General features: G+C 72.1%; 16 protein-coding genes. 7 read left to right on the forward strand and 9 right to left on the reverse strand.

The genetic code is table 11. The annotated features are described in order from the left end of the window. Window positions 1-7 precede the first annotated feature (7 nt). Window positions 8-1,255, reverse strand: a complete 1,248-nt coding sequence (locus ABZ565_RS11925; protein WP_361023916.1) for an MFS transporter — start codon at window positions 1,253-1,255, stop codon at window positions 8-10. Window positions 1,256-1,351: 96 nt separating this feature from the next. On the opposite strand from ABZ565_RS11925, the gene ABZ565_RS11930 reads away from it, so the two are divergent. Next, window positions 1,352-1,861 carry a MarR family transcriptional regulator gene (locus ABZ565_RS11930; protein ID WP_361023918.1) on the forward strand — a complete coding sequence of 170 codons (510 nt, stop codon included), beginning with the start codon at window positions 1,352-1,354 and terminating at the stop codon, window positions 1,859-1,861. A 42-nt stretch (window positions 1,862-1,903) separates the two neighbouring features. Here ABZ565_RS11930 and ABZ565_RS11935 read toward each other — a convergent pair whose 3' ends face one another. From ABZ565_RS11935 to ABZ565_RS11960, 6 genes are all read right to left on the reverse strand, one after another. Further along, window positions 1,904-2,482, reverse strand: coding sequence for a hypothetical protein (locus ABZ565_RS11935; RefSeq protein ID WP_361023921.1), 579 nt, complete (start codon window positions 2,480-2,482; stop codon window positions 1,904-1,906). A 152-nt stretch (window positions 2,483-2,634) separates the two neighbouring features. After that, window positions 2,635-3,411 carry a succinate dehydrogenase iron-sulfur subunit gene (locus tag ABZ565_RS11940; protein ID WP_361023924.1) on the reverse strand — a complete coding sequence of 259 codons (777 nt, stop codon included), beginning with the start codon at window positions 3,409-3,411 and terminating at the stop codon, window positions 2,635-2,637. Then, window positions 3,411-5,165, reverse strand: a complete 1,755-nt coding sequence (gene sdhA / locus ABZ565_RS11945; RefSeq protein WP_361023927.1) for a succinate dehydrogenase flavoprotein subunit — start codon at window positions 5,163-5,165, stop codon at window positions 3,411-3,413. The genes ABZ565_RS11940 and sdhA overlap by 1 nt, the downstream gene beginning before the upstream one ends. A 30-nt stretch (window positions 5,166-5,195) precedes the next feature. Continuing rightward, window positions 5,196-5,669, reverse strand: coding sequence for a succinate dehydrogenase hydrophobic membrane anchor subunit (locus tag ABZ565_RS11950; protein WP_073964328.1), 474 nt, complete (start codon window positions 5,667-5,669; stop codon window positions 5,196-5,198). A gap of 5 nt (window positions 5,670-5,674) precedes the next feature. Next, window positions 5,675-6,055 (reverse strand): succinate dehydrogenase, cytochrome b556 subunit, encoded by a 381-nt coding sequence (gene sdhC, locus ABZ565_RS11955; RefSeq protein WP_026242571.1) that lies wholly within the window; start codon window positions 6,053-6,055, stop codon window positions 5,675-5,677. Window positions 6,056-6,298: 243 nt separating this feature from the next. Continuing rightward, window positions 6,299-6,790, reverse strand: a complete 492-nt coding sequence (locus tag ABZ565_RS11960) for a 2-oxo-4-hydroxy-4-carboxy-5-ureidoimidazoline decarboxylase (RefSeq protein ID WP_361023931.1) — start codon at window positions 6,788-6,790, stop codon at window positions 6,299-6,301. Between the two features lie 292 nt (window positions 6,791-7,082). On the opposite strand from ABZ565_RS11960, the gene ABZ565_RS11965 reads away from it, so the two are divergent. The 3 genes from ABZ565_RS11965 to ABZ565_RS11975 all read left to right on the forward strand — a co-directional run bounded on the left by ABZ565_RS11965 (window position 7,083) and on the right by ABZ565_RS11975 (window position 10,321). After that, window positions 7,083-8,678, forward strand: coding sequence for a glycoside hydrolase family 20 protein (locus tag ABZ565_RS11965; RefSeq protein WP_361023934.1), 1,596 nt, complete (start codon window positions 7,083-7,085; stop codon window positions 8,676-8,678). Window positions 8,679-8,815: 137 nt separating this feature from the next. Then, entirely contained in the window at window positions 8,816-9,616 is an 801-nt protein-coding gene (locus ABZ565_RS11970; protein ID WP_361023937.1) for a DUF4328 domain-containing protein, read from the forward strand. A 135-nt stretch (window positions 9,617-9,751) separates the two neighbouring features. Beyond that, a complete protein-coding gene (locus tag ABZ565_RS11975) occupies window positions 9,752-10,321 on the forward strand; it encodes a hypothetical protein (protein WP_361023940.1) in 570 nt (189 codons plus the stop codon). Between the two features lie 11 nt (window positions 10,322-10,332). Here the strand turns inward: ABZ565_RS11975 and ABZ565_RS11980 are convergent, their stop codons facing one another. Then, entirely contained in the window at window positions 10,333-10,851 is a 519-nt protein-coding gene (locus tag ABZ565_RS11980) for an NUDIX hydrolase (protein WP_361024101.1), read from the reverse strand. Window positions 10,852-11,153: 302 nt separating this feature from the next. Here ABZ565_RS11980 and ABZ565_RS11985 point away from each other — a divergent pair, with 302 nt between their 5' ends. Both ABZ565_RS11985 and ABZ565_RS11990 read left to right on the forward strand, forming a co-directional pair. Beyond that, on the forward strand, window positions 11,154-11,972 hold the full coding sequence (locus ABZ565_RS11985; protein ID WP_361024104.1) for an RNA polymerase sigma factor: 819 nt from the start codon (window positions 11,154-11,156) through the stop codon (window positions 11,970-11,972). Continuing rightward, the gene (locus tag ABZ565_RS11990) at window positions 11,972-13,084 is read left to right on the forward strand and encodes a hypothetical protein (RefSeq protein WP_361023943.1); all 1,113 of its coding nucleotides are present in this window, start codon (window positions 11,972-11,974) and stop codon (window positions 13,082-13,084) included. Before ABZ565_RS11985 ends, ABZ565_RS11990 begins: the two co-directional genes overlap by 1 nt. Window positions 13,085-13,244: 160 nt before the next feature. Here the strand turns inward: ABZ565_RS11990 and ABZ565_RS11995 are convergent, their stop codons facing one another. Then, entirely contained in the window at window positions 13,245-14,159 is a 915-nt protein-coding gene (locus ABZ565_RS11995) for a L,D-transpeptidase family protein (RefSeq protein ID WP_361023946.1), read from the reverse strand. 202 nt (window positions 14,160-14,361) lie between these two features. Between ABZ565_RS11995 and leuE the strand changes: the two genes are divergently transcribed. Beyond that, window positions 14,362-15,030 carry a leucine efflux protein LeuE gene (leuE, locus tag ABZ565_RS12000; RefSeq protein ID WP_361023949.1) on the forward strand — a complete coding sequence of 223 codons (669 nt, stop codon included), beginning with the start codon at window positions 14,362-14,364 and terminating at the stop codon, window positions 15,028-15,030. The last annotated feature ends 4 nt before the right edge of the window (window positions 15,031-15,034 follow it).

Raw genomic sequence — 15,034 nt, forward strand, 5'->3', positions numbered from 1 at the left:
GCGTCCGCTACCCTGCCGCGGGCGTCGTCCCGGCCGCTGCCCCTGCCTCCCGCCCCGCGCCGGCGGCGGGCGCCCCGAAGCGCCGTACGCCCGGCACGGCGGCGGTGGCCGCGCAGGCGGCGCCCGCCAGCACCCCGGCCACGGCGAGCGGGGCCTCCGTGTTCCAGGCCGAGGCGGCGAGCGGGGCGAGGGTGTAGCCGAGCGGCATCGCGGCGAAGGAGAGCAGCCAGTCGTACGAGGTCACCCGGGCCAGGGTGTGCGCGGGTATGGCGGACTGGACGGCGGTCTCCCAGACCGGGTTGAGGAATCCGAGACCGGCCATGGCGATCCCGTACGCGGTGAGCGAGACGGCCACCGGGGCGTGCGCGGCCAGCAGGCAGAGCGGCAGCACGTACAGCGAGCCGGCGAGGTTGGCGGCCAGGACCGGCCGCCGGGGCCGGACGCGGCTCGCCACCAGCGAGCCGATCAGCAGGCCCACCGCGCCGGTCTGGAGCAGGACGACCCAGCTCCCCTTGCCGCCGGGGCCGTGCAGGAAGAGGGCCGGGCCGAGCGTGGTCAGCATGGCCGCCGCCCCGTTCCAGAGGGCGTGCGCGATCAGGCTCGTCCAGTACCAGTCGCGGCTGCGGACCTCGGTCCAGCCGCCCTTCAGGTCGCCGAGCAGGGAGCGGCGGGGGATCGGGACATGGCGGACCCGGATCACATACAGCAGGGCGGCGCTGACCGCGAAGCTGGCGCCGTCCAGCACGAACGCCCAGCCCGGTCCGGCGGTGAGGATCAGGGCCCCGGCGACGGCCGGCCCGCCGATCCGCGCGGTCCCGGAGGCCACCGCCATCAGCGAGTTGGCGCGCAGCAGCCCCGACTCGTCCACGGTGCCCCGGATCAGCGAGGCCGAGGTCGGCATCGCGAAGGCTCCGGCGGCGCCGCCGACCGCCTCGGCGAGGGCGATCTGCCAGAGGGCCGGGGTGCCGGAGAGCAGTTCGGCGCCGACGAAGAGCTGGGTCGCGCACCGCACGAGGTCGGTGGTCAGGGCCACCGTGCGGGCGTTGAAGCGGTCACCGACGACACCGCCCAGCGGGAGCAGCAGCAGTTTGGGCACCATCGCGCATCCGAGCACCAGGGCGAGGGCGCCGGTCGAGCCGGTGGCCAGATAGACGGCGAGGGTGAGCGCGGCGGGGATCGCGGCGTCGCCCAGCATCGACAGGGAGCGTCCGATGAAGAGCAGCCGGAACGAGCGTGTCCTTAAGGGGTGGGCCATGGGCCGCAATCTATTTCGGTACCGAAGTACCCGTCAACGAGAATTACGGTTCCGAAGGACCTCGTCCGCCGGAGGCGTCCGCGTAGGCTGAGCGCCATGGAGCTACGCGACTGGACCGACGGGCACGTGGAGCGGTGGAGACCCGTGCTCCCCGAGCTCGATCCGGATGTCGAGGGCGCGGTGACCCGGATGAAGAAGCTCTCCGTCCATCTGCGCCGGGTGCGCGAGCAGTCCCTCATCGATTTCGACCTGGACCGGCAGGAGTTCGACACCCTGCACAAGCTGGCCGGACGCGGCGGCACGGCGGCCCCGTCCGAACTGGCCGCCGACCTCGACCTCGCCCCCGCGTCCGTCACCGGCCGGCTGGACGCGGTGGAACGACGCGGCTTCGTCCGGCGCACCCCGTCCACCACGGACCGGCGCCGCGTGGACGTGGTGCTGACGGACGAGGGCCGGTCGACCTGGCTCGGCGCGATGGCCTTCCTCGGGCACGAGGAGGAACGGCTCCTCGGCGTCCTGGACGCGGACGAGCGGGCGCTGCTCAACGACATGCTGCGGCGCATCATGGTGGTCGCGGAGGACCGGGGCGGGGCGGCCTGGGACTGAGTGCCGCCGCACGGTCACCGGGGTGCCCGCACTGACCCGTACTCAGACGCTCATCGAGCGGGCGGTGTTGACCTGGGACATCACCATCGGGAAGGTCTCCGGCTGCATGGCCGGGATCATCGTGGAGTGGTGACGGCCCCCGCTGGTCACCGTCACCTGCACGAAGCCGGTCGTCCGCTTCTGCTTCATCAGCAGGAAGAGCAGGCCGATCAGGCAGAACAGGGCGAAGATGATCGCCAGCACGATCGCGACCGGCGGGATCTTCTCCTCGGTGCGCGACATGTCCGTCGCCGTCCACACCGCGCCCCTGAGGGGCATCGTCCCGGACGGGGTCACGATCGAAGCGCTCATCACCGTGATGTCCCCGATGGACAGCACGGGCGTCCCGCCGCCCGCCGGAGCCGCGCCCGGATATCCGTATCCAGGGGGCTGCTGCCCCGGATACCCGTAGCCCGGCGGCTGCGTGGGCGGGCCGGAGAGCGGCTGCGGGTAGCCGTAGACCGGGTTGCCGCCCGCCGGGTAGCCGTAGCCCTGGCCGTTCTGGGCGCCCGGTGGGGTTCCCGGCTGCTGGGAAGGTCCCCACTTGTATGAGTCGTCCGCATACGGATTCGGCTCGCTCAACGTTCCCCCGCTCTCGTTCCCCCGCGCATCCCCGTGCGGCGGTGGGTGAACCGACCACCGGTTCCGCACGACCGTACCGTCCGGGACCGCAGGGGCGCAGCAAGAGGCCCGGTCCCCCGCGGGGGACCGGGCCTCTTCAGGTGCTCGGGGGGTCAGAAGCGACGCGTGATCAGCGCGCGCTTGACCTCCTGGATCGCCTTGGTGACCTCGATGCCGCGCGGGCAGGCGTCCGTGCAGTTGAAGGTGGTGCGGCAACGCCACACACCGTCACGGTCGTTGAGGATCTCCAGGCGCTGCTCGCCGCCCTCGTCGCGCGAGTCGAAGATGAAGCGGTGCGCGTTGACGATCGCCGCCGGGCCGAAGTACTGGCCGTCGTTCCAGAACACCGGGCACGAGGACGTGCACGCGGCGCACAGGATGCACTTGGTGGTGTCGTCGAAGCGCTCGCGGTCCTCGGGGGACTGCAGACGCTCGCGGGTCGGCTCGTTCCCCTTGGTGACGAGGAAGGGCATGACGTCGCGGTACGCCTGGAAGAACGGGTCCATGTCGACCACGAGGTCCTTGAGGACCGTGAGGCCCTTGATGGCCTCGATCGTGATCGGCTTCTCCGGGCTCAGGTCCTTGATCAGCGTCTTGCAGGCGAGCCTGTTCTTGCCGTTGATCCGCATGGCGTCCGAACCGCAGATGCCGTGCGCGCAGGACCGGCGGAACGTGAGCGTCCCGTCCTGGTCCCACTTGATCTTGTGAAGGGCGTCGAGGACACGCTCCTTCGGGTCGATCTCGATCTGGAAGTCCTGCCACTGGGCCTCGGCGGAGACCTCCGGGTTGAACCGCCGGATGCGGAACGTGGCCGTGATGTACGGCGAGTCGGCGAAGCCGGGCTCGGGCTCGGGAGCCTTGTCGGCCTTGTCCAGGGTGGGTGTAGCCATCAGTACTTACGCTCCATCGGCTGGTAGCGGGTCTGGACGACCGGCTTGTAGTCCAGCCGGATCGACTCGGTGCCGTCCTCGGCGACCTCGCGGTACGCCATGGTGTGGCGCATGAAGTTGACGTCGTCGCGGTTGGGGTAGTCCTCGCGGTAGTGACCGCCGCGGGACTCCTTGCGCGCCAGCGCCGACGTCGCCATGACCTCGGCGAGGTCGAGCAGGTTGCCCAGCTCGATGGCCTCCAGCAGGTCCGTGTTGAACCGCTTGCCCTTGTCCTGGACGGACACGTCCAGGTAGCGCTTGCGCAGCTCCGCGATCTTGTCGACCGCGGTCTTGATCGTCTGCTCGGTGCGGAACACCATCACGTTGGCGTCCATGCACTCCTGGAGCTCCTGGCGGATCGTCGCGACCCGCTCGGTGCCCGTGGAGTTGCGCAGCCGCTCGACCTGGTCGATCACCTGCTGGGCCGGGTTCTCGGGAAGCTCGACGAAGTCGTTCTTCGCGGAGTACTCGGCTGCGGCGATGCCCGCGCGGCGTCCGAAGACGTTGATGTCGAGCAGCGAGTTGGTGCCGAGGCGGTTGGCGCCGTGCACCGACACGCAGGCGACCTCGCCGGCGGCGTACAGGCCCGGGACGACGGTGGTGTTGTCGGCCAGCACCTCGCCCTCGACGTTGGTCGGGATGCCGCCCATGGCGTAGTGCGCGGTCGGCTGGATCGGGATCGGGTCCGTGTAGGGCTCGATGCCGAGGTACGTACGCGCGAACTCGGTGATGTCCGGGAGCTTGGCGTCCAGCTGCTCCGGCGGCAGGTGCGTCAGGTCGAGGTAGACGTGGTCGCCCTCGGGCCCGCAGCCGCGGCCCTCGCGGATCTCCGTGTAGATGGAGCGGGACACGACGTCACGGGACGCGAGGTCCTTCATGACCGGCGCGTACTTCTCCATGAAGCGCTCGCCGTCCTTGTTGCGGAGGATGCCGCCCTCACCGCGGGCGCCCTCCGTCAGCAGGATGCCCATCCGCCAGATGCCGGTCGGGTGGAACTGGAAGAACTCCATGTCCTCCAGCGGCAGACCCCGGCGGTAGCAGGCGGCCTGGCCGTCACCGGTCAGGGTGTGCGCGTTCGACGTCACCTTGAAGAACTTGCCGGTACCGCCCGAGGCGTAGATGACCGACTTCGCGCGGAAGACGTGGATCTCGCCGGTGGCCAGCTCGTAGGCGACGACGCCGGCGGACTTCTTGACGCCGTCCTCCTCGACGACCAGCTGGTCCAGGACGTAGAACTCGTTGAAGAACTCCACGCCCTCCTTGACGCAGTTCTGGTAGAGCGTCTGGAGGATCATGTGGCCGGTGCGGTCGCCCGAGTAGCAGGCGCGGCGGACCGGGGCCTCGCCGTGGTTGCGGGAGTGACCGCCGAACCGGCGCTGGTCGATCCGGCCCTCGGGCGTACGGCCGAACGGCAGGCCCATCTTCTCCAGGTCGAGAACGGCGTCGATGGCCTCCTTCGCCAGGATCTCGGCGGCGTCCTGGTCGACCAGGTAGTCACCGCCCTTGATCGTGTCGAAGGTGTGCCACTCCCAGTTGTCCTCCTCCACGTTGGCCAGCGCGGCGGCCATGCCGCCCTGCGCGGCGCCCGTGTGGGAGCGGGTGGGGTAGAGCTTGGTCAGCACGGCGGTGCGGCTGCGCTTGGTCGACTCGATGGCCGCGCGCATGCCGGCGCCGCCGGCGCCGACGATGACGGTGTCGTACGTGTGGATCTGCATGGTTTACCTCTGGTCCTTCGGGCCCGGCGCCTAGCGGATGTTCGGGTCGAAGGTGAAGATCACCAGCGTGCCCAGCAGGACGGTGAACACCGTGGCGGTGTACAGCAGCATCTTCAGCCAGAAACGGGTGTTGTCCCGTTCGGCGTAGTCGTTGATGACCGTACGCAGACCGTTGGCGCCGTGCAGCATGGCGAGCCACAGCATCGCCAGGTCCCAGACCTGCCAGAACGGCGAGGCCCAGCGGCCCGCCACGAAGGCGAAGCCGATCTTGGAGACGCCGCCGTCCAGCACCAGCTGGATCAGCAGGTGGCCGATGACCAGGACGACCAGCACGATGCCCGACAGGCGCATGAAGAGCCAGGCGTACATCTCGAAGTTGGTGCGCGAGCCCTTGGGGGTCTTGCCGGTCCGCTTGCGCGGCGGCTCGATGACGGGGGCCGGATTGTCGACGTCGTAGAGAGAGACGCCTTCGACGGCGCCGATCGCGGAAGTCTCGGTGGACATGGGCCTCAGCTCCCGAAGAGTTCGCGTACGGCGTGGCCGAGCACGGGGTACAGGGCACCCAGCATCAGCACGATCCAGATGCCCAGCACGGCCCAGAGCATCTGCTTCTGAACGCGCGGGCCCTTGGCCCAGAAGTCCACGGCGACGATGCGCAGACCGTTCAGCGCGTGGAAGAGAATCGCGGCCACCAGGCCGTATTCCAGCAGCGCGACGATCGGCGTCTTGTACGTGGACACGACGTCGTCGTACGCCTCGGGGGAGACGCGGACGAGGGCGGTGTCCAGGACATGCACGAACAGGAAGAAGAAAATGAGGACACCGGTGACTCGATGAGCCACCCAGGACCACATGCCTTCCCGGCCGCGGTACAGCGTTCCAGCCGGCACGGAAGAACCCTCCGGGAGCGGGGATTGGGGTCGGCCGGCTTGACTGTCGGTCTGACCCGGCCGGGTACGGTCCACCGGCCCCGGCCATCGTAGCGACGGATTGTCGGTTCGATCGCGCGGGGCCCTCCGGTGTGATCAAAGTGGCAACGAAACAGGCACGGACGGGCTATGGACAGCCCTCCGCGACCCTGCTCGGCCCCTCCATGCCGGGGAATCCGGCCCGCGCACCCCGCCCCCAACCCGTTATCGACTCGATACCAACGCGGCCAGGCGGCCCCGGGCGAGTCGCCGCATCTCGTCCGCCGTGACCGCCCGCTCCCGGTCCTCCTCGTGTGCCAGCCGGGTCCGGATGCCGGCCAGCACCTGGTCGGGGTGCTCGTCGGGCGGATAGCCGTCCAGGCAGATCACGAAGACATGGCCGAACCTGCGTTCGTACTCGGCGTGGGCGGCGGCCAGCGCGAGATGGGCGGAGCGCGGCGCGTCCGGCCGCAGTCCCGGGGACACCTCCGCCGTCAGCGCCTCGGCGTGCTCGCGCGGGGAGAGGTCGTAGGCCGCCTCGTCGGCCGCGGCGAGCAGCGCCTCCGTGTCCGGGTAGGGGCGGTGCTCGGCGAGGCGCCGCGCCCAGGCGGCGCTGCCGAAGCACCCCAGCAGGGCCGCCTCGGCCTCGGGTGCGGGCGCGGCGTTGAACCGGGGGAGGTCCCAGGCGGGTGCGGCGCCGCGGCTCTGCACAGGCACGGCGGTGCGCAGGGCGGGCCCGGGCGGCTGCTCGGGAAGGCCGGCGTGGGACTCGCTGGACCTGGACAGCGTGAGCTCCCGAAATGGAGAGATTAAGGGGGATCAACGCTAGCGAGGCGGGGATAAGGGCGGGCGAAGGATGCGCGAATTTCACCCGGACGGGAGAGTTTCGGGATGCCTGACGAGCGGATGTGTGAGGAGAATGCCCGGTTACCTCCCTACATCTGTGCTGATTTCTGGCAGTTCTGCTTCCTTTCTGCTCCCTTTCCCCCGAACCGGAGGTTTCTGACTGATGGCATCCTCACGCGGCGCCCTCCTGGCCGTGACGGCGGCGGCCGCGGCGGGCGTCGTCCTCGTCGGCTGCGGCGGCTCCGGAACCGAGCACGGCAACGGCCCCGAGACGTCCCGTGCGGCGTCGTCCCCTTCCCCCGCCCCGTCACCGACCCGGAGCTACCCGCTCTCCAAGGCGCCCCGCACCATCCCCGCCGTACGGGAGCACACCCCCGCCCACGGGCCCGGCTGGAAGCCCGGCAAGGACAGCGGGGTGGTCATCGCGAAGGGCGGCGGCAAGCTGGCCGACGAGGGGAAGCTGCTGGCCGGCGAGCTGAAGATCCACTACCGGGGCGAGGTGCCCGCCCGCGCCGGTGACGTCGAGCTCGCCCTCACCCCGAAGGCGTCCGGCGGCCCGGAGTCGTACACCCTGCGCACCGCCGACGGGCGGGTGAGGATCAGCGGACCCGGCGAGGCGGGCGTCTTCTACGGCACCCGCACCCTCAAGCAGTCCGTGCGCGCCGACGGCTCCATGCCCGAGGGCGTGGTGCGCGACCGCCCGGACAAGCCGCAGCGCGGCCTCAACCTCGACATCGCCCGCAAGCACTACACCGCGTCCTGGATCGAGGACCGGATGCGTGAGCTGGCCGACCTCAAGCTCAACCAGCTCGGCCTGCACTTCTCCGACGACCAGGCGTTCCGCATCGAGTCCGACACGCACCCCGAGGTGGTCTCCCCGGACCACCTGACCAAGAAGCAGGTGCGGCACATCGTCGCCCTGGCCGGCCGGCTGCACATCCAGGTCGTCCCGGAGATCGACTCGCCGGGCCACCTCGGCGCGGTGCTGCGCGCCCACCCCGACCTCCAGCTGCACAACGTCTCCGGCGTCGCCTCGACCGGCTCGCTGGACATCTCCGAGCCGGGCGCGGCCAAGCTGATCGACGAGCTGCTGGGCGAGTACGCGGAGCTGTTCGGCGGCGCGTACTGGCACCTGGGCGGCGACGAGTACCGGGCGCTGATGGCGAGCAACCCGGCCGCCTCCTACCCGCAGCTCCAGCGCGCGGCCGTGGCGAAGTACGGCTCCGGGGCCGGTATCGCCGACCTCGCCACCGGCTGGCTCAACGACCGGGCGGAGGTGGTCCGCAAGCGCGGCATGCGGCCGAAGGCGTGGAACGACGGCCAGTTCCGCGACAGCGAGGTGCGCGCCGACAAGGACATCGAGGTCGAGTACTGGACGGGCAAGGAGTACGGGGCCCGGTCGCCGGAGGAGTACCTGCACGAGGGCCGCAAGGTCCTCAACCTCAACGACGAGTTCATGTACTACGTGCTCGGCCAGCCCAACGCCTTCGTCTATCCGACCGGCAAGCGGATCTACGAGCAGTGGACTCCGCTCGTGCTGCGCGGCACCACCCCGGTCCCGAAGCGCTACTCGGACCAGATCCTGGGCGGCCGGTTCGCCGTCTGGGGCGACTTCCCGAACGCCCAGACCGCCGAGCAGGTCGCCGCCGGCATCCGGATGCCGCTGCGGGCGACGGCCCAGAAGCTGTGGGTCCCGGGCAAGCCGAAGTCGAGCTATGCGGAGTTCCAGTCGCTGGCGAAGGAGATCGACGCGGGCTGAGGTGCCGGGGCAGGGCCCCTGACCATGGACAACGCGGCCCGCGGAGCACTACGGTCCGGTGGCCGCGTCGTCCGGGGAGGGACGCGCGCGCTTCTCGCGTCGACGTCCGAATCCCGGGGGGGGGGGGGTCCGTTTCCATGCTCTGTTCACTCTGCGGTACGAGACCGGCCGGCACCGCGGACGGGCGGTGCGCCGTGTGCGCCGGTACGCACCGGGCCCGGGCCGGCGGTCTGATGCCGACGCCGTCCCGGCTGGACGAGCTGCGCTCGCCGGTGGGCCTCGGCAAGGCGGTGTGCGTGCTGCTCGGCGCCGTGGCCGTCGCGGACGTGCTGTCGATCGCCGCCGGTGTCCACTTCCGCATGCTGTTCGCGGACGGGATGGACGGCGGCTTCCTGGCGGTCGACGACGAGGCGTGGACTCTCGCCGACAACATGTACGGGTCCGCCGGCATGCTCCAGGTGCTCACCTTCCTGGCGGCGACCGTCGTCTTCCTGGTGTGGTTGCGCCGGGTGCGGCGCAACGCGGAGGTCTTCGACCCGTATGCACACGCCATGCGGCCCGGCTGGGCGATCGGCTCCTGGTTCGTGCCCGTCGGCAACCTCTGGCTGCCGTACCGGGTGGCGAGCGGCATCTGGACGGCGAGCGCGCCGATCGGCACCCCCGGAGGCCGGGCCGCAGCCTCGCGCGGGCTGCTGAACGCCTGGTGGGCGGCGCTGGTCGCGGCGCAGCTCCTGGCCCGGGGCGCCGGCCGCTACTACGGCAACGCGGAGACCGGGGACGAGATCGTGCGCGGGCTCGATCTGGTCGCGGTCGGCGACGCGCTGGACGTCGTGGCGGCGGTCCTGGCGATCCTGTTCGTCCGCAGGCTGACGGCGATGCAGGCCGCGCGGGCGGCGAGCGGCACCTTGACGGTGCCGGAGGCGCTCAGGGGGCAGTGAGGCCGGGATGGCGGTAATCAGCCATCGGCAGTGACGCTTTTCGGCCATGGGGCGCTGAATGCGATAACAGGAAGCGCTGCGCCCCCTCCCTGTCCCGGCACGGGGTACGTAGGGGAGGGCTGACAGGAGACGCCGATGAGCCTGCTCGACCTGATCGCCGCCGCCGACGAACGCGGGCTCGCCGCCGGAGCGGTCGCCTGCCTCGAACGCTGTCTGCCCCAGCCCGCCCCGGGCGCCGGCCCCGACCCGCTGCGCCCGCTCTGGGCCGCCTGCGCCGAGCCCCGCCTCTGGCCCGCCCGCCTCGCCGAGGCCCGCGCCGCCCTGGACACCCCCGCGGACCCCGGCGCACCGGCCGCCCGCGTCCGGGACCTGCTCGCCGCCGCCCCGGACGACCGGGCGGGCCCGGAGCTGCGCGCCTGGGCCGACGCCTGCTCGGTGCTGGCCCTGGAGGTCCACCTCGGCCACGACACGACCGCTCCCGCGACCCCGGACCCGGTGGCCCGCTGCCGGGCGGGCGACCCCTCGGGCGCGGGCCCGCTGCTGGCCGGCGAGGCGGGCCGCCAGACCGCGATCCTGGAGATGCTGGCCGCCATGGACGAGGCCGCGCCCGCCGCGGCGGGCCTGCGCCAGGTGCGCGACGTCTCCACGGAGGGCCGACGGATACTCCGCGCGGCGGCGGCCCGACGGGGGCGGGTGCGCTCCTGAGGCCGGGGCCCCTACCGCCAGGCGTACGTCCCATCGGTGACCGGGGGGAGCAGCACGTCTCCGGCGACCCCGGCCAACTCGATGAGCGCGGGTCCGGCCGCCGGATAGAGGTGGAGCCCGGCGGCCTCCGCGAGGGGCACCCAGACCACCCGTGTCAGGTCCTCGGCGTCCAGCTCGGCGGCCGGGAGGACGGCGCGCACCTCGCGGGGCACGGTCAGCAGATGGATGAGGTGGAGGCGGCGGAACGTGCCGGACCGGCCGGGCCGTGTCGTGACCTGGTCCTGCACCCGGAGCAGCCGGGGCGGCCCGGGCAGGGCGGCGACATCGAGGCCCAGCTCCTCGCGCAGCTCCCGGGCCAGCCCGGCGGGCACCTGTTCGTCCGGGTGGAGGAGCCCGCCCGGCAACGAGTACTGGGGTCCGGCGAGCCGCTCCCGGCGGATGAGACAGATCTCGCCGTCGCCCGCGGGCCCGCCTTCGACCAGGGCCGCGCAGACGCGGACCGGGACGGCGGGCACACCTTCGGTCGCCATCACGAGGGCATTCTCGTACGTACGGGACAGGGCACCGCGTGGCGGGAAGAACGAGGACGACCGGGGCCGCCACCCCCCACAGGAGAGGCCCCGGCCGTCTTCCGCGGGGCCGCAGGACGACCCCGTACTCATCTCTGCGCCGTGGATGCGTTTTCTGTCACACCGGGGTGGGGTGATGGAATGTTGCGGGTTGTACAAGTCATGGACGCGGTGCACGCCAAGGACGTAGCGTGCTGAGTCGCGCAGGGTGGCGCGGCAGTGGTGACCAGCTGCGATTCGGACAGCAGGGCAGGGTTGAGGTAGTGCTGGGGGACGACGCGGGGCTTACTGCCGCGGTGCTCGCGGCACAGCGCGGGGACGAGGACGCCTTCCGTACTGTGTACCGCGCTGTGCAGCCGCGGCTGCTTGGCTACATAAGGACGCTGGTGGGGGAGCCGGACGCCGAGGACGTGGCGTCCGAGTCGTGGCTTCAGATAGCCCGTGACCTCGACCGTTTCAGCGGGGACGCCGACCGCTTCCGGGGCTGGGCGGCGCGCATAGCCCGCAACCGGGCCCTGGACCATCTGAGGATGCGTGGCAGGCGCCCGGCCATCGGCGGCGACGAGACCGAGCTGTCCGACAAGCCGGCCGTCTCCGACACGGCCGACGAGGCGATCGAGGCACTGGCGACCGGGCGCACCATGTCGCTCATCGCCCAGCTGCCGCAGGACCAGGCCGAGGCGGTGGTGCTCCGCGTGGTGGTCGGCCTCGACGCGAAGAGCGCGGCGCAGACGCTCGGCAAGCGGCCGGGTGCGGTGCGCACCGCCGCCCACCGGGGGCTGAAGCGGCTCGCCGAACTCCTCCGGGCGGACGCGGTCGGAACGGCGGCCCAGCGCCCGGGCGGCGGGGACGGACAGCCCGGCCCCGCTCCCGTCCCCGGCGCGGCGGACAGCGGCCGGCGGTACGGGCGAGAGCCGGAGGGCACCGGCGGTGTCTCGGCGTCCTTCCGGGAGAATGAGGAGGACGCGCCGGGACGGACCGGAGGGCTCGGTGCCGTATCCGTACAACGCCCCCCACGCACCGGCCTGGTGGCTCCCGCCGGTGTGACGCATTCGCGTCTGTGGACGCAGAAGGACATGTGATGGCCGACGAGCAGTACGCATGGCTTGACAAGGAAGCGGCGGAGAAGTTGCTCCGCGGCGAACCGGTCGACCCTGCCGAAGGCCGTCCCCGCCAGGACGCCGAACGCCTGGCCACCGCCCTCGACGCCGTCGCCCGCACCGCCCGTCCCGCCACCGGTGAACTGCCCGGCGAGGCCGCCGCGCTCGCCGCCTTCCGCGCCGTCCCCCGCCGCCCCCGCACCGCCGGGGCCGCTGCCGCGCACGGCGACGACGCCGACGCCGAGACGGCGGTGCTCCCCCCGGTCCACATAGGCAGGGCGGCCGGTCCTCGCGCCGACCGCCCGTTCCGCTGGAGCCGGCCCCTGCGCTTCGGTCTCGCCGCCTCCCTGGCCTGCTGCGCCATAGGAGGGGTGGCCGTGGCCGCCGGGTCCGGGATGCTGCCCGCCCCCTTCGGCCGGCACACCCCCTCACCGGCGACCTCGGTCTCGGCCGCCGAGTCCCCCGGGGAGCTGGGCACCGACGTCCTCCCCGACGAGGAGACCTCCGCGCCCTCGCCGCCCGGCACCCCCACCCCGGACGCCCCGGCCCCCGGCGGCCGTACCGACACCGACGACGACGAGGACACCGCGCGCCCCGGCGCCGGCGCGTCCCACGACGACCGGAAGGGCAAGGACGACACGGCCGGCGCCGGCCGGACGGGCGGCAGCCGGACCGGCGGCGGGACGGACTCCGGCGACGACGCCTCCCGCGACCACGGGAACGAGGACCCAGGGAAGGGGAACGGCCATTCCGGCGGCGACGCCTCCGGCCCCTGGTACGCCAAGACCCTCCAGGCGTGCCGCGACTACCGCGACGGCACGCTCGACGCCGACCGCCGTACCCGCCTCGAAGCCCTGGCCAAGGGCGCCCGCAACCTGGACCGGTTCTGCGACCGGCTGCTCGCCGCCGAGGAGGACAAGCACGGCGGCGGCGCGGGCGACGCCGAGCAGGGCGGCGACGCCTCCGCGCCGCTCCCCTCCATCCGGTTCACCGAGTCGCCCAACCCCTCCACGGCGGTCGTCGCCCCGGGTCCGGACCCGGCGGACTCCGCCACGGAGGACCCCCGGCCGGCCGCCTCCGCGGCGGCACGCTGACCTTTGCTACCGGCCGGTGTGACGTTTTCCGGCCTGCTGACGCTGTACGGAATGAGCCGACTGGTCATCGGCAGCGCCCGGAGCCGGGGTTCCCCCCGTACCTGCGGCTCGGCGCACATGGCGCGGGCGGGACACGTTCCCCCGGTCCCGCCCGCGCCCCTCACTTGTAGACGACGACCTTGTCGCCGGTGCGCACCTGCGCGAACAGGGACGCGATCTTCCCCTCGTCCCGGACGTTCACACAGCCGTGCGAGGCACCGTTGTAGCCCCGGGCCGCGAAGTCCGAGGAGTAGTGCACCGCCTGGCCGCCGCTGAAGAACATCGCGTACGGCATGGCCGTGTGGTAGATCGAGGACACGTGGTGGCGCGACTTCCAGTACACGGAGAACGTGCCCTCGCGGGTCGGCGTGTACTGCGAGCCGAACCGCACGTCCATGGACGAGACGACCTTGCCGTCGATCATCCAGGACAGCGTGCGGCTGTTCTTGCTGATGCAGAGCACCCGCCCCGTCAGACACCGCTTGTCGGGCTTCGCGACCGGCCGGGTGGCCGGCGGGTTCAGCTCGGCGGCCGTCGGCTCGTGCGTCATGCCGAGCAGTTTCTGCCAGGTGACGGTGTCCGTCTTCCCGGTCCGCGCCAGGCCGCGCTTGCCCTGGAAGGACTGCACGGCGGCCACCGTGACGGTCCCGTAGTAGCCCGTGGGGCTGCGGTCGAAATGCCCGATCTGCCGCAGCCGCGCCTGGAGTTCGCGCACCTGCTCGCCCCGCGCCCCGCTCGCCATCAGCACCTTGCCCTGCGGATCGGCCGTCGGCGTCGTGCGGGTCGCGGTCGGCTTCGGCGACGCCTCGACCGGCTCCTTCGGCTCCGGCTCCGCGCTCTCCGACGGGCTTGCGGAACCGCCCGGCTTCGCGTCGTCGGCGGGGGAGCTGCTGCCCGCCGGCGCCGAGGGCGCGGCCGACGCACCGGCCGCGGGCTGCTCCTTGCACCCGGCGGTCACCCCGGCCATCGCCACCACGGCCACGACAGCGGCCCCTCGGAGCGCGTAACCGCGCCCGGTCCTGCCCGTGCGTATCATCCCAGCCCCCTGCGTCCTCGGCCCGGCGTCCTCGGCCCCTGAACCCGTGTATCTCATGGGACGGGTTCCCGCTCCACCCGGTTGCCGAATCCTGCACCGCTCCTACCGTCGCGTGTCTGTGACGGAGAACGCACTCTTCCGTGCCCATACCCCCGGAATACCCGCTTCCGCACGGTCGTGGCCGCGTGCGAGACTCCGTCCCATGCTGGGTGTCACCGACCTTCCGACCTATCTCGCCGGCCTCGTGCTGATCGTTCTGCTGCCGGGGCCGAATTCGCTGTACGTGCTGTCCGTCGCCGCGCGGCGCGGGGTGCGGACCGGATACGTGGCGGCGGCCGGGGTGTGGACCGGGGACACCGTGCTGATGACGTTGTCCGCGCTCGGCGCCTCGTCGTTGCTGCAGACGACGCCCGTGCTGTTCGCCGTCGTCAAGTACGCCGGTGCGGGCTATCTGACCTGGATGGCGATCGGGATGCTGCGGGCCGCCCGGTCGATGTGGCGCGAGCGGCACCGGCGGGTCGCCGAGATCACGGACGAGAGGCGGGCCGAGGCGCAGGCCCCGGGGGCCATGGAGCGGCCGTACCGGCGGGCGCTGGTGGTCAGCCTGTTCAACCCGAAGGCGATCCTCTTCCTGATCTCGTTCTTCGTGCAGTTCGTGGACCCCGGATACGCCTACCCGGCCCTGTCGTTCCTGGTGCTGGGCACCCTGCTCCAGCTCGCCAGCTTCCTCTACCTGTCGGCGCTGATCTTCGGCGGCACCCGGCTGTCCGCCGCGTTCCGCCGGCGCCGGCGGCTCTCGGCCGGGGCCACCTCGGCGGCCGGGGTGCTGTTCCTCGGCTTCGCCGCGAAGCTGTCCCTCAGCAGCGTCTGACGGC

Source organism: Streptomyces sp. NPDC016469, from assembly GCF_040632905.1.
GTDB lineage: Bacteria > Actinomycetota > Actinomycetes > Streptomycetales > Streptomycetaceae > Streptomyces.

What these genes read in the sequence shown, in the direction of transcription:
- ABZ565_RS11975 (WP_361023940.1), top strand. Translation starts at nt 9,752, where the DNA reads ATGAGCCTGCTCGACCTGATCGCCGCCGCCGACGAACGCGGGCTCGCC.
- ABZ565_RS11980 (WP_361024101.1), bottom strand. Translation starts at nt 10,851, where the DNA reads ATGGCGACCGAAGGTGTGCCCGCCGTCCCGGTCCGCGTCTGCGCGGCC.
- ABZ565_RS11965 (WP_361023934.1), top strand. Translation starts at nt 7,083, where the DNA reads ATGGCATCCTCACGCGGCGCCCTCCTGGCCGTGACGGCGGCGGCCGCG.
- leuE (WP_361023949.1), top strand. Translation starts at nt 14,362, where the DNA reads ATGCTGGGTGTCACCGACCTTCCGACCTATCTCGCCGGCCTCGTGCTG.
- ABZ565_RS11930 (WP_361023918.1), top strand. Translation starts at nt 1,352, where the DNA reads ATGGAGCTACGCGACTGGACCGACGGGCACGTGGAGCGGTGGAGACCC.
- ABZ565_RS11940 (WP_361023924.1), bottom strand. Translation starts at nt 3,411, where the DNA reads ATGGCTACACCCACCCTGGACAAGGCCGACAAGGCTCCCGAGCCCGAG.
- ABZ565_RS11950 (WP_073964328.1), bottom strand. Translation starts at nt 5,669, where the DNA reads ATGTCCACCGAGACTTCCGCGATCGGCGCCGTCGAAGGCGTCTCTCTC.
- ABZ565_RS11970 (WP_361023937.1), top strand. Translation starts at nt 8,816, where the DNA reads ATGCTCTGTTCACTCTGCGGTACGAGACCGGCCGGCACCGCGGACGGG.
- sdhA (WP_361023927.1), bottom strand. Translation starts at nt 5,165, where the DNA reads ATGCAGATCCACACGTACGACACCGTCATCGTCGGCGCCGGCGGCGCC.
- ABZ565_RS11995 (WP_361023946.1), bottom strand. Translation starts at nt 14,159, where the DNA reads ATGATACGCACGGGCAGGACCGGGCGCGGTTACGCGCTCCGAGGGGCC.
- ABZ565_RS11925 (WP_361023916.1), bottom strand. Translation starts at nt 1,255, where the DNA reads ATGGCCCACCCCTTAAGGACACGCTCGTTCCGGCTGCTCTTCATCGGA.
- ABZ565_RS11990 (WP_361023943.1), top strand. Translation starts at nt 11,972, where the DNA reads ATGGCCGACGAGCAGTACGCATGGCTTGACAAGGAAGCGGCGGAGAAG.